This window comes from Methyloceanibacter stevinii, assembly GCF_001723355.1.
Taxonomy (GTDB): domain Bacteria; phylum Pseudomonadota; class Alphaproteobacteria; order Rhizobiales; family Methyloligellaceae; genus Methyloceanibacter; species Methyloceanibacter stevinii.
In genome coordinates, this window is sequence record NZ_LPWE01000011.1 from 373,834 (window position 1) to 391,063 (window position 17,230).

The 17,230-nt window shown below is 62.5% G+C and carries 15 protein-coding genes; 7 read left to right on the plus strand and 8 right to left on the minus strand.

Annotated features, from left to right (window positions below; translation table 11 throughout):
* The first annotated feature begins 105 nt into the window (after positions 1-105).
* From AUC70_RS08560 to AUC70_RS08580, 5 genes are all read left to right on the plus strand, one after another.
* Positions 106-1,872 (plus strand): quinoprotein dehydrogenase-associated putative ABC transporter substrate-binding protein, encoded by a 1,767-nt coding sequence (locus AUC70_RS08560; protein WP_069444437.1) that lies wholly within the window; start codon positions 106-108, stop codon positions 1,870-1,872.
* Positions 1,873-1,876: 4 nt separating this feature from the next.
* Positions 1,877-2,710, plus strand: a complete 834-nt coding sequence (locus AUC70_RS08565; protein ID WP_141702035.1) for a hypothetical protein — start codon at positions 1,877-1,879, stop codon at positions 2,708-2,710.
* A 512-nt stretch (positions 2,711-3,222) separates the two neighbouring features.
* Positions 3,223-3,741, plus strand: coding sequence for a c-type cytochrome (locus tag AUC70_RS08570; RefSeq protein WP_083241414.1), 519 nt, complete (start codon positions 3,223-3,225; stop codon positions 3,739-3,741).
* Between the two features lie 460 nt (positions 3,742-4,201).
* On the plus strand, positions 4,202-5,368 hold the full coding sequence (locus AUC70_RS08575) for an ABC transporter substrate-binding protein (RefSeq protein ID WP_206599336.1): 1,167 nt from the start codon (positions 4,202-4,204) through the stop codon (positions 5,366-5,368).
* A 23-nt stretch (positions 5,369-5,391) separates the two neighbouring features.
* A complete protein-coding gene (locus tag AUC70_RS08580) occupies positions 5,392-6,381 on the plus strand; it encodes a PQQ-dependent catabolism-associated beta-propeller protein (protein ID WP_069444439.1) in 990 nt (329 codons plus the stop codon).
* A 111-nt stretch (positions 6,382-6,492) separates the two neighbouring features.
* Here AUC70_RS08580 and AUC70_RS08585 read toward each other — a convergent pair whose 3' ends face one another.
* The 6 genes from AUC70_RS08585 to AUC70_RS08610 form a co-directional block, all read right to left on the minus strand.
* The gene (locus tag AUC70_RS08585; RefSeq protein ID WP_069444440.1) at positions 6,493-6,738 is read right to left on the minus strand and encodes a formate dehydrogenase subunit delta; all 246 of its coding nucleotides are present in this window, start codon (positions 6,736-6,738) and stop codon (positions 6,493-6,495) included.
* 42 nt (positions 6,739-6,780) lie between these two features.
* Entirely contained in the window at positions 6,781-9,627 is a 2,847-nt protein-coding gene (gene fdhF / locus AUC70_RS08590; RefSeq protein ID WP_069444441.1) for a formate dehydrogenase subunit alpha, read from the minus strand.
* 10 nt (positions 9,628-9,637) lie between these two features.
* Complete coding sequence (locus AUC70_RS08595) at positions 9,638-11,194, minus strand: formate dehydrogenase beta subunit (protein ID WP_069444442.1); 1,557 nt, start codon at positions 11,192-11,194, stop codon at positions 9,638-9,640.
* Entirely contained in the window at positions 11,191-11,664 is a 474-nt protein-coding gene (locus AUC70_RS08600) for a formate dehydrogenase subunit gamma (RefSeq protein ID WP_069444443.1), read from the minus strand. Before AUC70_RS08600 ends, AUC70_RS08595 begins: the two co-directional genes overlap by 4 nt.
* 150 nt (positions 11,665-11,814) lie before the next feature.
* Positions 11,815-12,747, minus strand: coding sequence for a LysR family transcriptional regulator (locus AUC70_RS08605; RefSeq protein WP_069444444.1), 933 nt, complete (start codon positions 12,745-12,747; stop codon positions 11,815-11,817).
* A 93-nt stretch (positions 12,748-12,840) separates the two neighbouring features.
* Entirely contained in the window at positions 12,841-13,299 is a 459-nt protein-coding gene (locus AUC70_RS08610) for a c-type cytochrome (protein ID WP_069444445.1), read from the minus strand.
* Positions 13,300-13,636: 337 nt separating this feature from the next.
* Between AUC70_RS08610 and glk the strand changes: the two genes are divergently transcribed.
* Complete coding sequence (glk, locus tag AUC70_RS08615) at positions 13,637-14,611, plus strand: glucokinase (protein ID WP_069444446.1); 975 nt, start codon at positions 13,637-13,639, stop codon at positions 14,609-14,611.
* 3 nt (positions 14,612-14,614) lie between these two features.
* On the opposite strand, the gene bla is transcribed toward glk, so the two are convergent.
* Both bla and AUC70_RS08625 read right to left on the minus strand, forming a co-directional pair.
* Entirely contained in the window at positions 14,615-15,499 is an 885-nt protein-coding gene (bla, locus tag AUC70_RS08620) for a class A beta-lactamase (protein WP_069444447.1), read from the minus strand.
* A gap of 60 nt (positions 15,500-15,559) precedes the next feature.
* Positions 15,560-16,024, minus strand: coding sequence for a cupin domain-containing protein (locus AUC70_RS08625; protein WP_069444643.1), 465 nt, complete (start codon positions 16,022-16,024; stop codon positions 15,560-15,562).
* Between the two features lie 185 nt (positions 16,025-16,209).
* On the opposite strand from AUC70_RS08625, the gene AUC70_RS08630 reads away from it, so the two are divergent.
* Positions 16,210-17,196 carry an AraC family transcriptional regulator gene (locus AUC70_RS08630; protein WP_069444448.1) on the plus strand — a complete coding sequence of 329 codons (987 nt, stop codon included), beginning with the start codon at positions 16,210-16,212 and terminating at the stop codon, positions 17,194-17,196.
* Positions 17,197-17,230: the final 34 nt, after the last annotated feature.

Here is a 17,230-nt window from a genome sequence, read left to right on the forward strand (position 1 = left end):
TCCCGCCGATCGGCCCCGCCTTACCAGTTGAGGCGAACGCCCGTGCCATTCCCAATTCCCAGACTTTCCGCGACAATTGCCGTTGCAGCGCTTGCGATCTCTGTTGTGTCGGCCCACGCCGACGACAAGCAGTCCGTCCGGCGCGATCTCAATAAGACCTATGAGGAACTGACCCCCGCCGAGCATATTGCGATCCGTGCCGCCGCGAAGGCCGCCTACAAGAGCAAGAAGCTCAAGACCCTGAATGTCTGTGCGGACCCCGGGAACATGCCGCTCTCCAGCATTCAGCGAGAGGGCTTTCAGAACAAAATGGCCGAAATCCTCGCGAACGCGACCGGCGCCACGATCAAGTATCACTGGCAGCCGTTCATCGAGCGCGGGCTGACCCGGTCAACCTTCGACGAACGCCTCTGCGACGTGATGTTCGACATTCCCACGGGCTATGAGCGTCTGCTCACGACCGAGCCGGTCTACAAGACGCCGTATGTCCTGGTTTACCGCAACGACAAGGGATTGAAGCTGTCGGGCTTGGACGATCCCAAGTTGAAGGATCTGACCATCGGCGTCTTCCAGACCTCCGGCGTGCGCCAGGCGATGGCGAAGCGCGGCATCATCGACAACGTGAAGCTGCAGCTCCAAACGCACGACGGCGACCTCGTGCCCGAGAACCAGCCCTGGTACGTGATTCAAAGAATGCTGGATGGAGAATTCGATGTTGCGGCCGTATTCGGGCCGTTCGCCGGTTGGGTGAAGACCATGAAGAACGAGCCGGTCGACATCGTTCCCATCAACCTGGACGACGACACGGTGCCGATGGAATTCGAGATGTCGATCGGCGTGCGTCCGACGGACGTCTTCCTCAAATACCTCCTCGAATGGGCCATGGACGACAAGGCTGAGGAACTCACCGCGCTGATGAAGGAATACGGCGTGCCGTTGGTCCAGTGCAGCAAGTGCTACGTTCCTGGTGATCTGCCGGCTCACGGCAGCTACATCAAGCTCGCCGATCAGAAATTCGAGGCTCGCCCGGATCTCGCTTCGCCCGATCAGATCGTGACCCGCGAGAAGCTGGAAGGCTGGCTTGAAGAAGGGGCGGATCCCAATCAGGAATTGAGCAACGCGCTTCTGTCCGGCGACAAGGACCGCATCAAGTTCCTGGTGTCCAAGGGCGCCGACGTGAACAAGCCGGACTTGCAGGGCTGGACCCCGCTGACGGCCGCGGCACGCCAACGGCGGGACGAGACGATCGACCTTCTGGTCGAGTTGGGCGCCGATCCCAACAAGGCTGACGGCAATGGCATGACGCCCTTGGCGGCAGCGCTGATGCGGGACCACGTTCCCTCGATCAAGACTCTGGTCGAGCACGGTGCCGATGTGGAAGTGCCGGGTCAGGAAGACTTCCGTCCGCTCGCCCTGGCGCTTGCGGAGAAGAAGTACGAGGCCGCGAAGGCGCTGATGAACGGCGGGGCCGATGTCAGTGTCGCCTCGGGTAAGCAAGGCTTGACCCCGCTGATGATTGTCGCGGCGCAGACCGGCCCTGCGGAAGGATCGATCTTCTTGCCGGGAAGCGTCCGCCCCACCGATATTGCCAAGGCGTTGGTGGATGAGGGTGCCAATATCGACGCACAGGCGGCGAATGGCATGACGGCGCTGATGATCGCGGCTGCGAACAACAGCGCACCGATGATCGGCCTGCTGATGGCGGCTGGCGCCGACCCGGACGTCAAGAATACGGAAGGCCAGACAGCCGTAGACGTCGCGAATCTGAACGACAACAAGGAAGCCTCGCAGGCGATCCGGGTCCTGTCGTTGTCGCGGCCCAGTGCTTCGACGAAAGCAGACAGCGACGACAGCAGCACCGTGAAGCAGTGATACGATGACCGGAATTCTACTGAAAAACTGGGGGGCTGCGGCGATCGCCGCGGCCCTTTTGTTTGGAGCGGTCGGTTTCGCGCAAGCGGCTGACTACCCGGATTTCGACGATGCCTCGGTAACGGCACGAACAGAAGCGGTCATCAAAGAGCGTTCGCAAGACGGGGTGTTCGTCTTTCACGATCCCAAGCTCAACAAGGACCTCAATCTCGTCTACGAGAAGATGCGCGTCATACGCGGCATGAAGGGTTACGGCTGGTTCGCGAATGCGATCTTTCACGAAAAGGGCGACCCGCAGAGGCAATACGCGCTCGACTTCTGGTTCAAGCCCCAGCGGGACGGGGACAGCCTCGATCTGATCGACATCCGCGTTCAGAAGGGACCGAAGCGCGACGGCGATGGGTACATCATGGTGACCCGCCTGCCGGTGGCTTGGTGGTGGCTACCGGTGCAGGAGCATCCGGGCGACATGGAAGTGGTGCGGGCTTGGCACGTGATGAGTGCCATCCACAACTACATCGCCGAGAACAAGAACGACGAAGGCGCGCTTGAACTGAAGGACGAGAAGACCGGGGAGACGATCCCGCTGGAGTTCGTCGAAATGCACCAGCCGGTTCGCTATCTCAAGAAGGACGGCCACTACTTTGCCTGTACGGACTTCCGGCGCGTCGGCAGCAAGGACGAGTATTTCGACGTGGACTTCTGGGTCGACGAGAAGACGGGCCGGCTGAATGTCACGGACGTGAAGATCCACAAGGTCCCCATCAATGAGGACGGCATCTGGATCCAGGTGCCGCGCTACACCTTCGAGGATATGGATTTCGAGATCACCCAATAGACCCGAGGGCGAGGGCGCGTCACCGGGTGGGCCCGCTTAGGGCGCATCGCTTTGCCGCATGTGACATACTCTTGCGCTTCGCGCCATTTCGACTATGACGGTTGCAAAACGGCCAAAGCGCCCAAGAATCCAAAGAAAAAATTCCTATTGTTCCCAATCGAAAGATTGCACCCCCTTCTGGGGCTGAGGAGGACAACGCCATTTCGATCGTGGCGAAGAGTAAGACGGGCCGCTTCATGGGCGGCGCGGCTGGGCAACACCGAACCGGCAACGCAGGGCGATTGCGTCCCGCGCCGGGGAACATTTGGCATGCTTCCCTGCCGTGCAAGTCCTCTGCCCGTGGGCTTTTTTCCGACTTTTTTCTGACGCAACCGCTTTTAAAGACGGTAGTGTGGCTCGGCATGCCCTCCAAACGAAGGCATGCATGCCAATTGCTCGAGGAAGGCCGGAATAGGCGTTTTTGATTTCGATAGGCTCAACCAGAACTGAAACTAGGGTAAGGAAGACGTACCGTGCGCAAGATTATCACTGGAGTAGTAGCTGCCGCCTTCGTAGGCGCGATTGGCCTTTTTGCTTTGGATGCTCGGGCAGAGGAATGCTGCGAGAAGGGCGACACCACGCCCCCGCTGGAGCTCATTGAGAAGACCCCGATTGGCGGTCTCCACAACCCCTACAACGACGAAATCGATGCCGTCGCGGAGAAGGGACACAAAATCTATCTGTCCTATAGCTGCAACGGCTGCCACGGCGGCGGCGGCGGCGGCGGCATGTGCCCGCCCCTGACGAACGACGCCTGGGTCTACGGCGCCGACGACGACACGGTGTTCCGTTTGATCTCTGAGGGCTCCGACAAGCTGCAGGAGCAGGGCTACAAGCGCGTCCGTAAGGAAATCGTGACCGGCCCGATGCCGCCGTTCGGCACGATCGCCAAGACATCCGACGATCTGTGGAAGGTCATTGCGTTCATCCGCTCGAAGAACCCGAGCTCGATGAAGAAGGTGAACGAGCCGGCCCAGACGCCCGGTCAATAGGCTTCGCAGCCTACCAATTTGGTCGTTAAAGGCCGCCGCCCCATCCTGGGACGGCGGCCTTTTTGCGTCCTAAAACATTGGTAATGAAAAGCACCATCACTTGGCATTGGTTCCTGGGCGCGCCTATATCATTAGTACAGAACCGTCGCCCTCGGCCTTGGAGCTTAGGCAGTATTGTGCAGCGCACCTTGCCAAGGGGGTGAAGGTCTGAGACAGAAGGGCGCGAAGCCCTCGGCGAAGAAATGTTGGTTGGAAACATTCAAGAGAGATGGTGCCTTTGCGTTCGAACTCCCCCCGTGTGCCCCATACCCGCTTTTTCGGACTGGTAAGTGCGGCACTCCTCTTTTCAGCTCTTGCTGTTGGATCTTTGCCCGCTGGCGCTGAATACGCCCCAGGCACAGATGACGCTGCGACGCCGGCCAAGACCGGCGACGCGCAGCCGAAGGCCGGCGACGACGCTGTGGCGGATACCGGCAAGCCGAAGGCTGCAAAGCCGGACCCCGCCAAGAAGACGATGCATGTCGTCTATCTCGGCAAGGAATACGAAGAGCCGCTCCCGCTCTCCTATGCGGAGAAGGTGATCACCGACAAAGGCATCCAAGGCGCGCGCCTCATGCTGAAAGAGGCCAACCAGGCCGGTAATTTCGTCGGCTATGGCTTCGAGCTTGAGGAAGTCATCATCCCCGCAGACGAGGATATCGTGGCGAAAGCCAAGGAAGCGCTGGCGGCCGGCCACCGCTTCTTTATCGCCGACCTGGAGCCCGACGATCTGCTGGCCGTGGCCGATCTGCCAGAGGCCAAAGACGCGCTCATCATGAACATCCGCTCCAGCGCGACCAAGCTGCGCCAGGAGGAATGCCGCCAGAACGTCTTCCATATCATTCCGGACTACGCGATGCGCGCCGACGCCCTGGCGCAGTACCTGATCTGGAAGAAGTGGCCGAGATGGTATGTCGTCCGCCGCGATACGCCCGAGGATCAGGACTACGTTGCGCAGGTCCAGCGTGCCGCCAAGCGTTTCGGCGGCAAGGTGGTGGAAGACCACCTCTACGACCTTCCCCCCGGAGCCCGGAATCTGGACTCGGGGCATCAGCAGATACAGCAGCAGATGGCGTTGGAGACCCAGCGTGCTCCGGAGCACGATGTGGTTTGGTCGATCAATAGCGACGACGATTTCGGCGACTATCTGATGTACCGCACCACCATGCCCCGCCCGGTGGTGGGCACGCAGGGCCTTCAGGCGACGGCCTGGGACAAGTCCTACACGGAGTCGGGCGGCATGCGCTTTCAGCGCGCGATTCCTCGTCTGGCAAACCGCCCGCCGGTCGAACGGGATTATACGGCCTGGCTGGGCCTCCGCGCTCTGTCGGACGCGGCACAGAAGTCCGGCACGGTCGATCCCAAAGGCGTGAAGGATTACATGCTGTCGGATGAGTTCCGGCTCGAGGCCTTCAAGGGCCAAGCGCTGAGCTTCCGCACCTGGGATCACCAGATGCGCCAGCCGATCATTCTGGGCGGCGGCACGCGCGTACCGGTTTCCACGTCGCCGCAGGAAGGCTTCCTTCATCCGAAATACGTCACCGACACGCTCGGTTTCGACAAACCAGAAACCAAGTGCAAATTCTAACGAGCTGCCGCAAAGGGTACCCAATGACACGCATCGGCCTTGCAACTGTTTGTGCGACGGCGTTTGTTCTCGCCGCCGCTCCGCTGGCTCACGCCGAGACGATCTTCGTCTCCAACGAGAAGGACAACACCGTCACGGTCATCGACGGAGACACGATGGAGACCATCGATACGATCGAGACCGCCCGCCGCCCGCGCGGCATCGTTCTGAGCCCCGACAACAAGGAACTGTTCGTCGCGGCCGGTGACGGCGACATCATCGACGTTGTAGACACGAAGACGCTCAAGATCACGCGCCAGCTCGAAAGTGGCCCCGATCCGGAATTGATGGACATCGATCCCGACGGCAAGATTATCTATATCGCCAACGAAGACGACAGCATGGTCACGATCATGGATCTCGGCTCCGGCGACGTCTTGGCCGAGGTGCCGGTGGGCGTGGAGCCCGAAGGCATGGCAGTCAGCCCCGACAACAAGTACACCGCCGCCACCTCGGAAAGCACGAGCATGGCGCATATCATCGACAACGAATCGCACCAGCTCATCGCCAACGTGCTGGTCGATTCCCGGCCGCGCGAGGCGAAGTGGACCAAGGACGGCAAGGAGCTGTGGGTCTCTTCGGAAGTGGGCGGCACGGTTTCCGTGATCGATCCGTCGACCTGGGAGATCACCAACAAGATTCGCTTCGAGGTGCCGGGCGTGCGTCCCGAGCAGCTTCAGCCGGTCGGCATGGACTTCGTCAAGGACGAGTCGCTTGTCATGGTGCCGCTCGGTCCGTCCAACCGCGTTGCCGTCATCGACACCGCCAAGAAGGAAGTCGTGGACTACATCCTGGTCGGTCAGCGCCCCTGGCACGGCGAGACCAGCGCGGACGGCAAGAAATATTACGTGGCCAACGGCCTGACGAACGACATGACGATCATCGACCTCGACTCGCTGAAAGCGGTCAAGTCCGTGCCCGTCGGACGTCTGCCCTGGGGTGTCGCCGTGATGCCCGGCAAGCCTGGCGCCTAACTCACTGGCGACACATCCAAGTAGGAATCAGCAACGGCCGCTCCCTTATCGGGAGCGGCCGGTTCTTTTGAGCGAATGGCTGAGCGCTAGCTAGCGCGCCGGCCGTGTTGTTTAGGTGCCCTGGAAGCTGGTCTCCGCGGGCTTCTTCACTTCTTTCAGATGAAGGATCGCCTCTTTTACGTACGGATCGAGGCCGTCTCCGCCTTGGTCGAGATAGGCGAAGATCGCCTCGCGCATGCGCGGGTCCCAAAACTTCTTGATATGGCTGGCTATCCCCGGAACGATTTCGTCTTCCTTCTGGTACTGGAAGAACTTACCGATCTGGTTCGCCATGTAGACGAGATTATCGGGCTTCATAAACGCAAGGCTCTCCGTGATGCGAGGCGAGGGGGCGGAGGTCTACTCCGCCGCCACCAAAGGTTCGGCGATACGGCGCGCTGCCTTCGACAGCTCCTCGTACTCCTCCTGCCACTCGGACGGCCCGTTGGACGGCGCGACCTGAACGGCCGTCACCTTGTACTCGGGGCAGTTCGTGGCCCAATCGGAGAACTCGGTCGTCACCACGTTCACCTGCGTCGTCGGGTGGTGGAACGTGGTGTAGACAACGCCCGGCGCCACACGCTCGGTGATCAGCGCCCGCAAGGTCGTCTCGCCGGTGCGGCTGGCGATCTTCACCCAGTCGCCGTCGCGCACGCCGCGGTTCTCGGCATCGAAGGGATGGATCTCGAGGCGATCCTCTTCGTGCCAGACCACGTTCTCCGTGCGCCGTGTCTGGGCGCCCACATTGTACTGGGACAGGATGCGGCCCGTGGTCAGCAAGAGCGGGAAGCGCGGGCCGGTCTTCTCGTCCGTTGCCACGTATTCGGTGACGACGAACTTGCCCTTGCCGCGCGTGAAGCTCTCGATGTGCATGACCGGCGTACCTTCCGGCGCCTCGTCGTTGCACGGCCACTGCACGGAGCCGAGCTCGTCGAGCTTCTCGTATGAGACGCCCGTGAAGGTCGGTGTGAGGCGCGCGATCTCGTCCATGATCTGCGACGGATGATCGTAATGCATCGGGTAGCCCAGAGCGTTGGACAGCATCTGGGTGATCTCCCAATCCTCATAACCGTTCACCGGCGCCATCACCTTGCGCACGCGCTGGATGCGGCGCTCGGCGTTGGTGAAGGTTCCGTTCTTCTCGAGGAAGGTCGAACCGGGCAGGAACACATGAGCGTAGTTGGCAGTCTCGACCAGGAACAGGTCCTGCACCACCACGCATTCCATGGCGGCGAGGCCGGCGGCCATGTGCTGGGTGTTCGGATCGGACTGAAGGATGTCCTCGCCCTGGATATAGATGCCCTTGAACGAGCCATCGAGCGCGGCGTCGATCATGTTGGGAATACGCAAGCCGGGCTCATCGAGCAGCGGACGGCCCCACAGGGACTCGAACAGCTCCATCGTTGCGGTGTCGGAGACGTGGCGATAGCCGGGCAGTTCGTGCGGGAAGGATCCCATGTCGCAGGAGCCCTGCACGTTGTTCTGACCGCGAAGCGGATTTACGCCGACGCCCTCACGGCCGATATTGCCGGTCGCCATGGCGAGGTTGGCGATGGCCATGACCGTGGTGGAGCCCTGGCTGTGCTCGGTGACGCCGAGACCGTAATAGATGGCCGCGTTGCCGCCGGTGGCGTAGAGCCGGGCAGCTTTCCGGATCAGCTCGGCGGGAACGCCGGAAATCTTCTCGACCTCTTCGGGCGCGTGACGCGGATCGGCGGCGAACCGGGCCCAATCCTGGAACTCGTCCCACTCGCACCGCTCACGGACGAAGTCCTCGTTCACGAGGCCCTCGGTGACGATGACGTGGCCGAGAGAGGTCACGACGGCGACATTCGTGCCGGGCTTCAGAGGCAGATGGTAATCGGCCTCGACGTTGGGCGACTTCACCAGGTCGGTCCTGCGCGGATCGACAACGATCAGCTTCGCGCCCTGGCGCAGGCGCTTCTTCATGCGCGAGGCGAAGACCGGATGGCCGTCCGTGGGGTTGGCACCGATAACCAGGATGACGTCGGATTTCTCGACGGAGTCGAAGTCCTGCGTGCCGGCGCTCTCGCCGTAGGTCGTTTTCAAGCCATAGCCGGTCGGCGAGTGGCAAACGCGGGCGCAGGTGTCGACATTGTTGTTGCCGAAGCCGGCGCGGATCAGCTTCTGCACCAGGAAGGTCTCTTCGTTGGTGCAGCGGGAAGAGGTGATGCCGCCGATCGAGCTCTTGCCGTATTTGGCCTGGATGCGTTTGAACTCCGACGCGGTGTACTGAATGGCTTCTTCCCACGAAACCTCGCGCCACGGATCGGTGATCTTCTCGCGGATCATCGGCTTTGTGATGCGGTCCTTGTGGTGCGCATAGCCGTAGGCGAAGCGTCCCTTCACACAGGAGTGGCCGCGGTTGGCCTTGCCTTCCTTCTGCGGGATCATGCGGACGAGTTCGTCGCCGCGCATCTCGGCCCGGAAGGAGCAGCCCACGCCGCAATAGGCACAGGTCGTCACGGTCGCGGTGTCGGGCGTGCCGATCTCGATCACGGATTTTTCGTTGAGCGTCGCGGTCGGGCAGGCCTGCACGCAAGCGCCGCAGGACACGCACTCGGACTCGAGGAAGCTTTCCTGCATCGAGGGCGAGACCACCGACTTGAAGCCGCGATTGGCGATCGTCAGCGCGAACGTGCCTTGCACTTCCTCGCAGGCGCGCACGCAGCGGGAGCAGACGATGCACTTGGACGGTTCGTAGGTGAAATACGGGTTCGAGTCGTCGATGCCCGGATTGGGATGCTTCTGGCCGTCATAGCCGTAGCGCACGTCGCGCAGGCCCACGGCGCCGGCCATGTCCTGCAATTCGCAGTCGCCATTGGCCGAGCAGGTCAGGCAGTCGAGCGGATGCTCCGAGATATAGAGCTCCATAACACCCTTGCGGAGCCGCTTCAGCCGATCCGTCTGCGTCTTGACCACCATGCCCTCGCCAGCAGGCGTGGTGCACGAAGCGGGCGTTCCGTTACGGCCTTCGATCTCGATGAGGCACAGCCGGCAAGACCCGTAAGAGTCCAGCATGTCCGTGGCGCAGAGCTTGGGGATTTGCGTCCCCATCTCCATCGCCGCCCGCATGATGGACGTTCCTTCCGGGACCGTCACCTCGGTGCCGTCGATGGTCAGCGTGACGAGCTTCTCTGACTTCGATTGTGGTGTTCCGTAGTCGGTTTCCGGATTCAAAGGCATCGGATTTTCCTCACTCAGCGGCCTCGAGGCGCTTCTTTTCGGCGCCGAAATCTTCAGGGAAATGGGTTAGCGCGCTCATTACGGGATAGGGCGCAAAACCTCCGAGCGCGCAGAGGGAGCCCAGCTTCATCGTGTTGCAGAGATCTTCGAGGATCTCCAGGTTCGCGGCACGGTCTTCGTTGGCGACGATCTTGTCGATCACCTCCATGCCGCGGGCGGAACCGATCCGGCACGGGGTGCACTTCCCGCAGGACTCGATCGCGCAGAACTCCATGGCGAAGTGCGCCTGCTGCGCCATATCCACGGTGTCGTCGAAAACGACGACACCGGCATGGCCAATGAGACCATCGCGGGCCGCGAAGGCCTCATAGTCGAACGGCGTGTCGAAGAGTTCGCGGGGGAAGTAGGCGCCGAGCGGGCCGCCCACCTGAACCGCGCGAACCGGACGGCCGGAATAGGTGCCGCCGCCGATGTCGTCGACCAGTTCGCCGAGCGTAATGCCGAAAGCCGTCTCGTAGAGACCGCCATGCTTGATGTTACCGGCCAGCTGGATTGGCATTGTGCCGCGGGAACGACCCATGCCGAAGTCATGATAATACTTGCCGCCCTTGTCCATGATGATCGGGACGGTCGCGAGCGACAGGACGTTGTTGATGATGGTCGGCTGCCCAAACAGGCCGATATGGGCCGGAAGCGGCGGCTTGGCGCGCACCTCGCCGCGTTTGCCTTCGAGGCTGTCGAGCAGGGACGTTTCCTCGCCGCAAACATAGGCGCCCGCACCGTCGCGGACTTCCATGTCGAACGCAAAGCCCGACCCGGCCACGTTGTCGCCGAGGAGGCCCGCTTCGCGTGCCGCGTCGATGGCGGCGCGCAAGGCAACGCTCGAATGCGGGTACTCGGAGCGCAGGTAGATGTAGCCGTAGGTCGCGCCAACCGCGATGCCGGCGATCGTCATGCCCTCGATGAGCACGAAGGGATCGCCCTCCATGATCATGCGGTCGGCGAACGTGCCGCTATCGCCTTCGTCCGCGTTGCAGACGATGTATTTCTGCTGCGGGGGCGTGTCGGCGACCGTGCGCCACTTGATTCCGGTGGGGAAGCCCGCACCGCCGCGGCCGCGCAAGCCGGAGGCCAGGACTTCCTCGATAATGCGGTCGGGGCCGACCTCGAGGGCCTTTTTCAGGCCCGCATAGCCGCCATGAGCCTTGTAGTCGTCCAACGACCGCGGATCGGTCGTGCCGACACGGGCGAAGGTGAGGCGGGTCTGGTTCTTGAACCAGGGATACTCCTCTACGACGCCGATACATTTCTTGTGCGGCTTGCCCTCGAGCATGCCGGCTTCGATGAGGTCATCCACCTTGGAGGCCCGAACCGGACCGTAGCCGACGCGGCCTTCATCCGTTTCGACTTCGACCAAGGGCTCCAGCCAGTACATGCCGCGCGATCCGTTGCGCACGATCTCAAGATCGAGGCCACGCTCCTTGGCTTCTTTTTCGAAGCGTTTGACGACGGCTTCGGCCCCGAGGGCCAGCGCGCCGGAATCGCGGGAAATATAAATGCGGGTCACGCCTGCGCCTCCTTGAGCAGCTCGTCCAGCCGCTCCTCGTCGAGCCCCGCGTAGACATCCTTGTCCAGCATGGCGGCGGGGGAGGAATGACACAGTCCGAGGCAGTAAACGGGCTCGAGGGTTACGCGGGCGTCAGCCGTGGTGCCGCCCATCTCCACCCCGAGCTTCTCTTTCGCGCGTTTCTCCAGCGACCGTACGCCGGCGGCTTGGCAGGATTCGGCGAGACAGATCTTGAGGACACGGCGTCCCGGCGGTTCGCGCCGGTAGTCGTGATAAAATGTCACGCAGCCATGCACTTCGGCCCGTGTAATATTGAGGGCCTCGGCAATCAAGGGCTCCGCCTCTAGCGGAACGCAACCGAAAACCTCCTGTAGAGCATGGAGGATGGGGAGCGTCGCGCCCTTCTGATCCTGATGCTGCGCAATGATCTCGATTGCGCGCTCAGACGTCCATTTTTCGTACTTTTGCATTGCCCAGAAACGTTTCTTCAGCCGTGTTCAAAATGGACATTTATTATTGTGAAATCAATAAAGCAAAGCCGTTGGGAGATCGGGATTCCTGATTGAACCCATAGGAATCTGCCTTGGTTTCCGGCGTTACCAGATTGGGCCCATCGGTCGCTAGGCATCCAAGGCTTCCGGCGACGAGTTGATCGCCGCTATGCCCTCCAAGACCGGCGCGAGTTGCTTGGCCTCCGCCACGAGTGCGCTGATCAACGGCGTCAGCGGGTTGCGGTGGGGCACGACGAGTCCGATCGAGTGCGTCACCACGGGATCGACGATCGGGATGGCGCGGACGTTCTTGGTGACGCCCAATACTTCCGCCAGTCGTGACGGCATGACGCTGGTCCATTTTCCTGTCCGCACATGCGCGATGAGAACGATGACGGAATCCGATTCCAGCCTCGGCTCCACTTCCGCGCCAACCTCCGCCAACTGCGCATCGATGATCCGGCGATTCTGCATGTCGGGTGTCAGCAGGCAGAGCGGCATCTGGCCGACTTCCTGCCATGTGACGCTTTCCCGATCCGCCAGCGGGCCCTCGCTGGAGGCGAGCAGGCGGTAGTACTCGGTGTACAGCGGCACGGATTGCACCCGGCCAAGCGGTTCGTTGTCGAGATAGGTCAGTCCGGCGTCGATCTCCAGATTCTCCAGCATGCTCAAGACCTCGATGGAGGTCCTGGAGTGGATGGTGAAGCGCACGTCCGGATGGTTCGACTGATAGGGGGTCGTCAACATGGCTACGATGGGCAGCGCCGTCGGGATGGCGCCGATCCGCAAATGTCCGGCAAGACCATGTTTTAGCGCGTCAATTTCCTGGCGCATCGCGCGCGTGTCGGAAACGATCCGCCGTGCCCAGTCCAGCACGCGCTCGCCTTCGGGCGTGAACCCGCGGAAGCGCGAGCCGCGCTCGACGAGCAGCACACCGAGCGTGTCTTCGAGCTGCTTGATTCCGGCCGAGAACGTCGGCTGGCTCACGCCGCAGCTTTCTGCGGCGTGACCGAAGTGGCGCTCCCGCGAGAGCGCGATGAGGAATTCAAGCTTGTCGATCATGCCGTGCCCGCGCGCCGTCCCGGTACTAGTTTGGCAGCCAGTTCCGATAGTGGAGGCAGCACGCCGTCACAGCAACCTTTGAAGTGGGCCAGCCTAGTCCTTCTTCTCCGCCCGGAAGGTTTTGTGACAGGTCTTGCAGGCGTCGATGACGTCTTTGAACTTGGCTTTCCACTCCGGGGATTCACTGGACACCGCCTCTTCCAGGGCCGCCGCGGCCGTCGCCAGCTTCTCGGTATCCGTCGTGAACTTGTCCCACTGGGTCCAAACTTCAGGTTTAGCCTCGCTGGGGTGACCGCCGGAGCCTTCCGGGAAGAGCTGCAGAATCTCGGCGGAGGTGCCCTCGATCTCCTTTGCGGCGGCGGTTGCCTTCGCAGCATCGAATGGCGTCTGGCCCTTCGCCATGCCGCCGAGGACTTTCATGGCGTCCTTCTGCTTATCCATCAGGTCCATGCGTTCTTTGACGACGCCCGTCGCTTCTTCGTGGGCGGACAGGACGGCGGGCGTGAGAAGCAAGGTGCAAACGGCAACGAGCTGAGCCAACTTCAATTTCATTAGTGTCTCCCGAGCAGGCATTGGTGAACTTGGCGCGGTTGGACGATGGGCTGGTCCCAGTTCGCTTAGCCCGTGTTACGCCGTCCCCCGAATCGCAACCAACTAGACTAAGGGGAGTATTGGGGCCTCAGGAAGACAGGCCCCGGTCACGCTCGCGTGATCGGCGCTGTCGAGCGTTCCGGAGCCGAGGAAAAGGCAAAGCCGATTGAGAAGTAGTCGCCGGACGGCGCCAAATCGGCTAACACGAGGGCCGCAATTTTCGCGGTCGCTGCCCCGGATGCCTGGGGTGGGGGCCACGGGTTCGATGCCAAGGGTTTGATGCCGAGGGTTCGACGCCATGACGACAAAACTTCCAGCGTACGCACTTGTCGCCGATATCGGCGGCACCAATGCGCGCTTCGCGATCGCCGATCTTGCCTCGCTCGATCTCTCCGACATTCGAACCTTTCCCACGGCCGAGCATGCGACCCTCGCGGCCGCCATGCGCGCTTATCTCGAGGATGCGCCGCAGAAAGTCGCCCATGCCGGCTTGGCCGTGGCGGCGCCGCTGCTGGAAGACACCGTCTCGTTCACCAATGCCACTTGTACGTTCAAGCGAAGCACGCTCGCCCAGGAGGCCGGGCTCGACGCGGCATACGTGTTCAACGATTTCGAGGCTCAGGCCTATGCGCTTCCCGTACTGACAAAGGACGAGCTTTACACGCTGCACGGCGGGACCGCCGTGGAGAAGGCGCCCAAAGTGGTCCTCGGTCCGGGGACGGGTTTGGGCGTGGCGAGCCTCGTCTGGTCGCCGACCGGTTGGGTGCCGGTTCCGGGCGAGGGCGGGCATCAAACCTTCCCCGCGGAGAACGAGCGCGAACTCGCGATCCTGGAGCGCATGCGTAAAGGGCTTGAGCGTCTCTCCGTGGAACGCGCGCTGTCGGGTCCCGGCCTTGCCGATATCTACCGGGCTGTCGCCGGGTCTTACGGCTTCAGCGATGCGGAACATACGCCGGCGGAAGTCGAACAGCTTGCCATCGCCGGCGAGGACGACATGGCCGTCCAGGCCTTGGACTATTTCGTCAAGTGGCTGGCGCGGTTTGCCGGCGACATGGCGCTCGCCTTCGGTGCCCGTGGCGGGGTGTATATCGGGGGCGGCATCGCGCCCAAGATGCTGGCTCGGTTGGAGCAAGCGGATTTCCGTGAGGAATTCGAGCGCAAGGGCCGCATGAAGCCCTTCGTTGAGTCGATCCCGATCAACGTGGTCATCAGCGACTATCCGGGCCTGAAGGGGGCCGCCGCGGGGCTGCGTACCAAACTCGCAAACGCTTAAGGGTCAGCCCGCTGCCGCCGCTCCGATGGCGCGGCCCACATCGGCCAGCGCATTGTCTCGCGCGGCCGCATCCGCCTTCGAGCCTGTCAGAAAGGCGGCGATCAGAATGGGCTGGCCGTCTTCCCCCCACGCCATGGCCACGTCGTTGCTCGTGCCGTGGGGCCCGGTTCCGGTGCGGTTTCCGACGCGCCATGTCGGCGGCAGGCCGGCCCGGAGCCTATCCTTCCCCGTCTGATTGGCCACGAACCATTCGGTGAGCCGGTCTCGCGACAGCGGCGACAACGCATCGCCCAGAAACAGCTCTTGCATGTCGTCCAGCATCGCCCTCGGGCGTGTCGTATCGCGCAGCTCGCCGGGCCCGAACACATTGGCTTCCGGTTCCATGCGGTCGATACGCGTGACGGTGTCGCCCAGCGAGCGCACATAGGCCGTTGCCGCTTCGGGGCCCCCGAGACTTTCGAGGATGAGGTTGGCGGCAGTGTTGTCGCTCCACACCATCGCGGCTTCGCACAGTTCCGAGATGGTCATGGTGCCGCCGGCATGTTCTTTGGCGACGGGGGCGTAGTCTAGGATCGCATCGGGCGGGACCGGGATTTCGCGCGAGAGCATCTCGTCGCCCTCGTCGACCCGGTGCAGGACGGCCGCCACCGCAAGCAGCTTGAACGTGCTGCACATGGGAAAGCGTTCGCCGCCATGGTACGCGGCCTTCAGGCCGGCGCCGGAGACGGCCACGCCCAGCCGGCCGCCAATTTTCTTTTCGATTTTAGCGAACTGACTGGCGAGATCGGCTTCGGCGGCAAGCGCTTGAGTAGCGGCCCCGGCGCCTCGGGCGAGGGCGAGCAGCGATATGGCCGTAGCGCCTTGAGCGAACTGGCGGCGGGTGAGCATGGGACCCGTCTAGCGGAGGAAAGCGACCGAAAAACGTCCGGCCGCCTTCCGAAAAAGTCCCTAGACCGGATACGGCTCGCTGCACTTCTCGCCCGCCGCGCGCTGCTGCTCCAGAAGCGCCGAGAACTCGGGAATGCCGAACGTGGTCGCCACGCCGCCGTTCTCATCCAGGATCTCGTAGACAACGTCCTTCACGTTGCGGTTGGAGAAGAACACGATGACGTCCTCATCGCCGCCGCCTTCCGTATGCGTCTCACCCGGGCCGGCGGACACGTAGCTGCCGACGGGACGGATCTCCTTGATCTCGCCGTTGGGGCGATAGATCCGCAACTCGCCCTGCAGCACCAGGGTCCGGTAGGGGACCATGTGGTTGTGCATGGCGATCTTCGAGTTCGCGTCGAACTTGAACAGCAGATCGACCGTGCCGTTCTCAACGTCCACCTCGCAGATGTGATAGGCGATGTGGTCGATGCCATCGATCGTGCGCCAGTTGATGTTGCTGTCGTCAAATCCCTTGCCTGCCATGGCTTCCTCCTTATTGGGACTGTCGTTGTTGTCTGCCGCCGGAGGGCCAGCTCTTTCGGGCCAGCTTTTGGACAAGCCTTTTGGCCAAACTTCCCATCGGCAGCGATGCGGAAGGACGGTAGGGTCCGGAGAGGACTGCACTTGCCATTTGGTGCCAAACAAACAGCGCCTCAGGAAATGGAGCCATGCGGAGCTACGCGCTCACCAAAGCGAGCACTGTCGGGCCGATCGCCGATATCGTGGCGGCGTCTGGCGGCTCGATCACCAAGGTCTTCCGGAAGGCGGAGCTCCCGCTCACGCTGTTGGAGCAGCCCCAGCGGCTGATCCTATTACGCGATCAGTTTCATCTCCTGGAGACAGCCGCCCGCACCATCGGCGATCACAGCCTGGCCGTCCGCCTCTCGACGGAAGCCGGGATTCCGGGCCTCGGAGCCTATGGCGCGCACCTAATCACCTTGCCCACCTTGGGCGAGGCCATTCTCGAGAGCAGCCGCTCTCTCGCCAGCCTCTTGCAAGGAGCGACTACCATCGCGCTGGCGGTGGAAGGGCGCTGGGCCAAGTGGACCTATTGCGTCACGGAGAATTTGGGGCTCGGCCAGCAGAAGAACGAGATGCTGGCCATAGGCTACATGCTCGGCCTTCTCCGATACTTTGCGGGGCCGAGATGGACGCCCGACCGAGTGGAAGTCGCGGGCCGCTTCGACGGACGCCGGGAGATCGAGAAGGTCGTCTCTTGCGATGTGATCAGCGGCGACCGGGCCGGGGTCGTCTTTCCGGCGAGGCTTCTGGCACTGACCAATCCGCGCCCGCCCCAAGATCGCGAGCCCGACTATCCGCCCGTGCCTGCCGAGACCGAGTTCAGCGAGGTGGTGCGGCACATCCTGCTGTTGCAGCTCGATCAAGGAGAGGCCGGTATCGACAGCGTTGCCCGGCGGCTCGGTCTCTCGCGCCGAACCCTGCAGCGCCGCTTGTCGGAACAGGGAGTGAGTTTCGAAGGGCTGGCCCAGCGAACCGTGCGCGATCAGGCGCGCGGCCTCCTAGAGGAGACCGAGGTTCCGATCACGGATATCGCCTACGAGCTGGGCTACTCGGATCCGGCCCACTTCACCCGAGCCTTCCGGCGCTGGACGGGTGAGACGCCGCAACAGTGGCGGCGTCGCTTGGTCCAATAGAGTGTAGCGGAAGGGGGCTCCGCCCCCGGGGGCA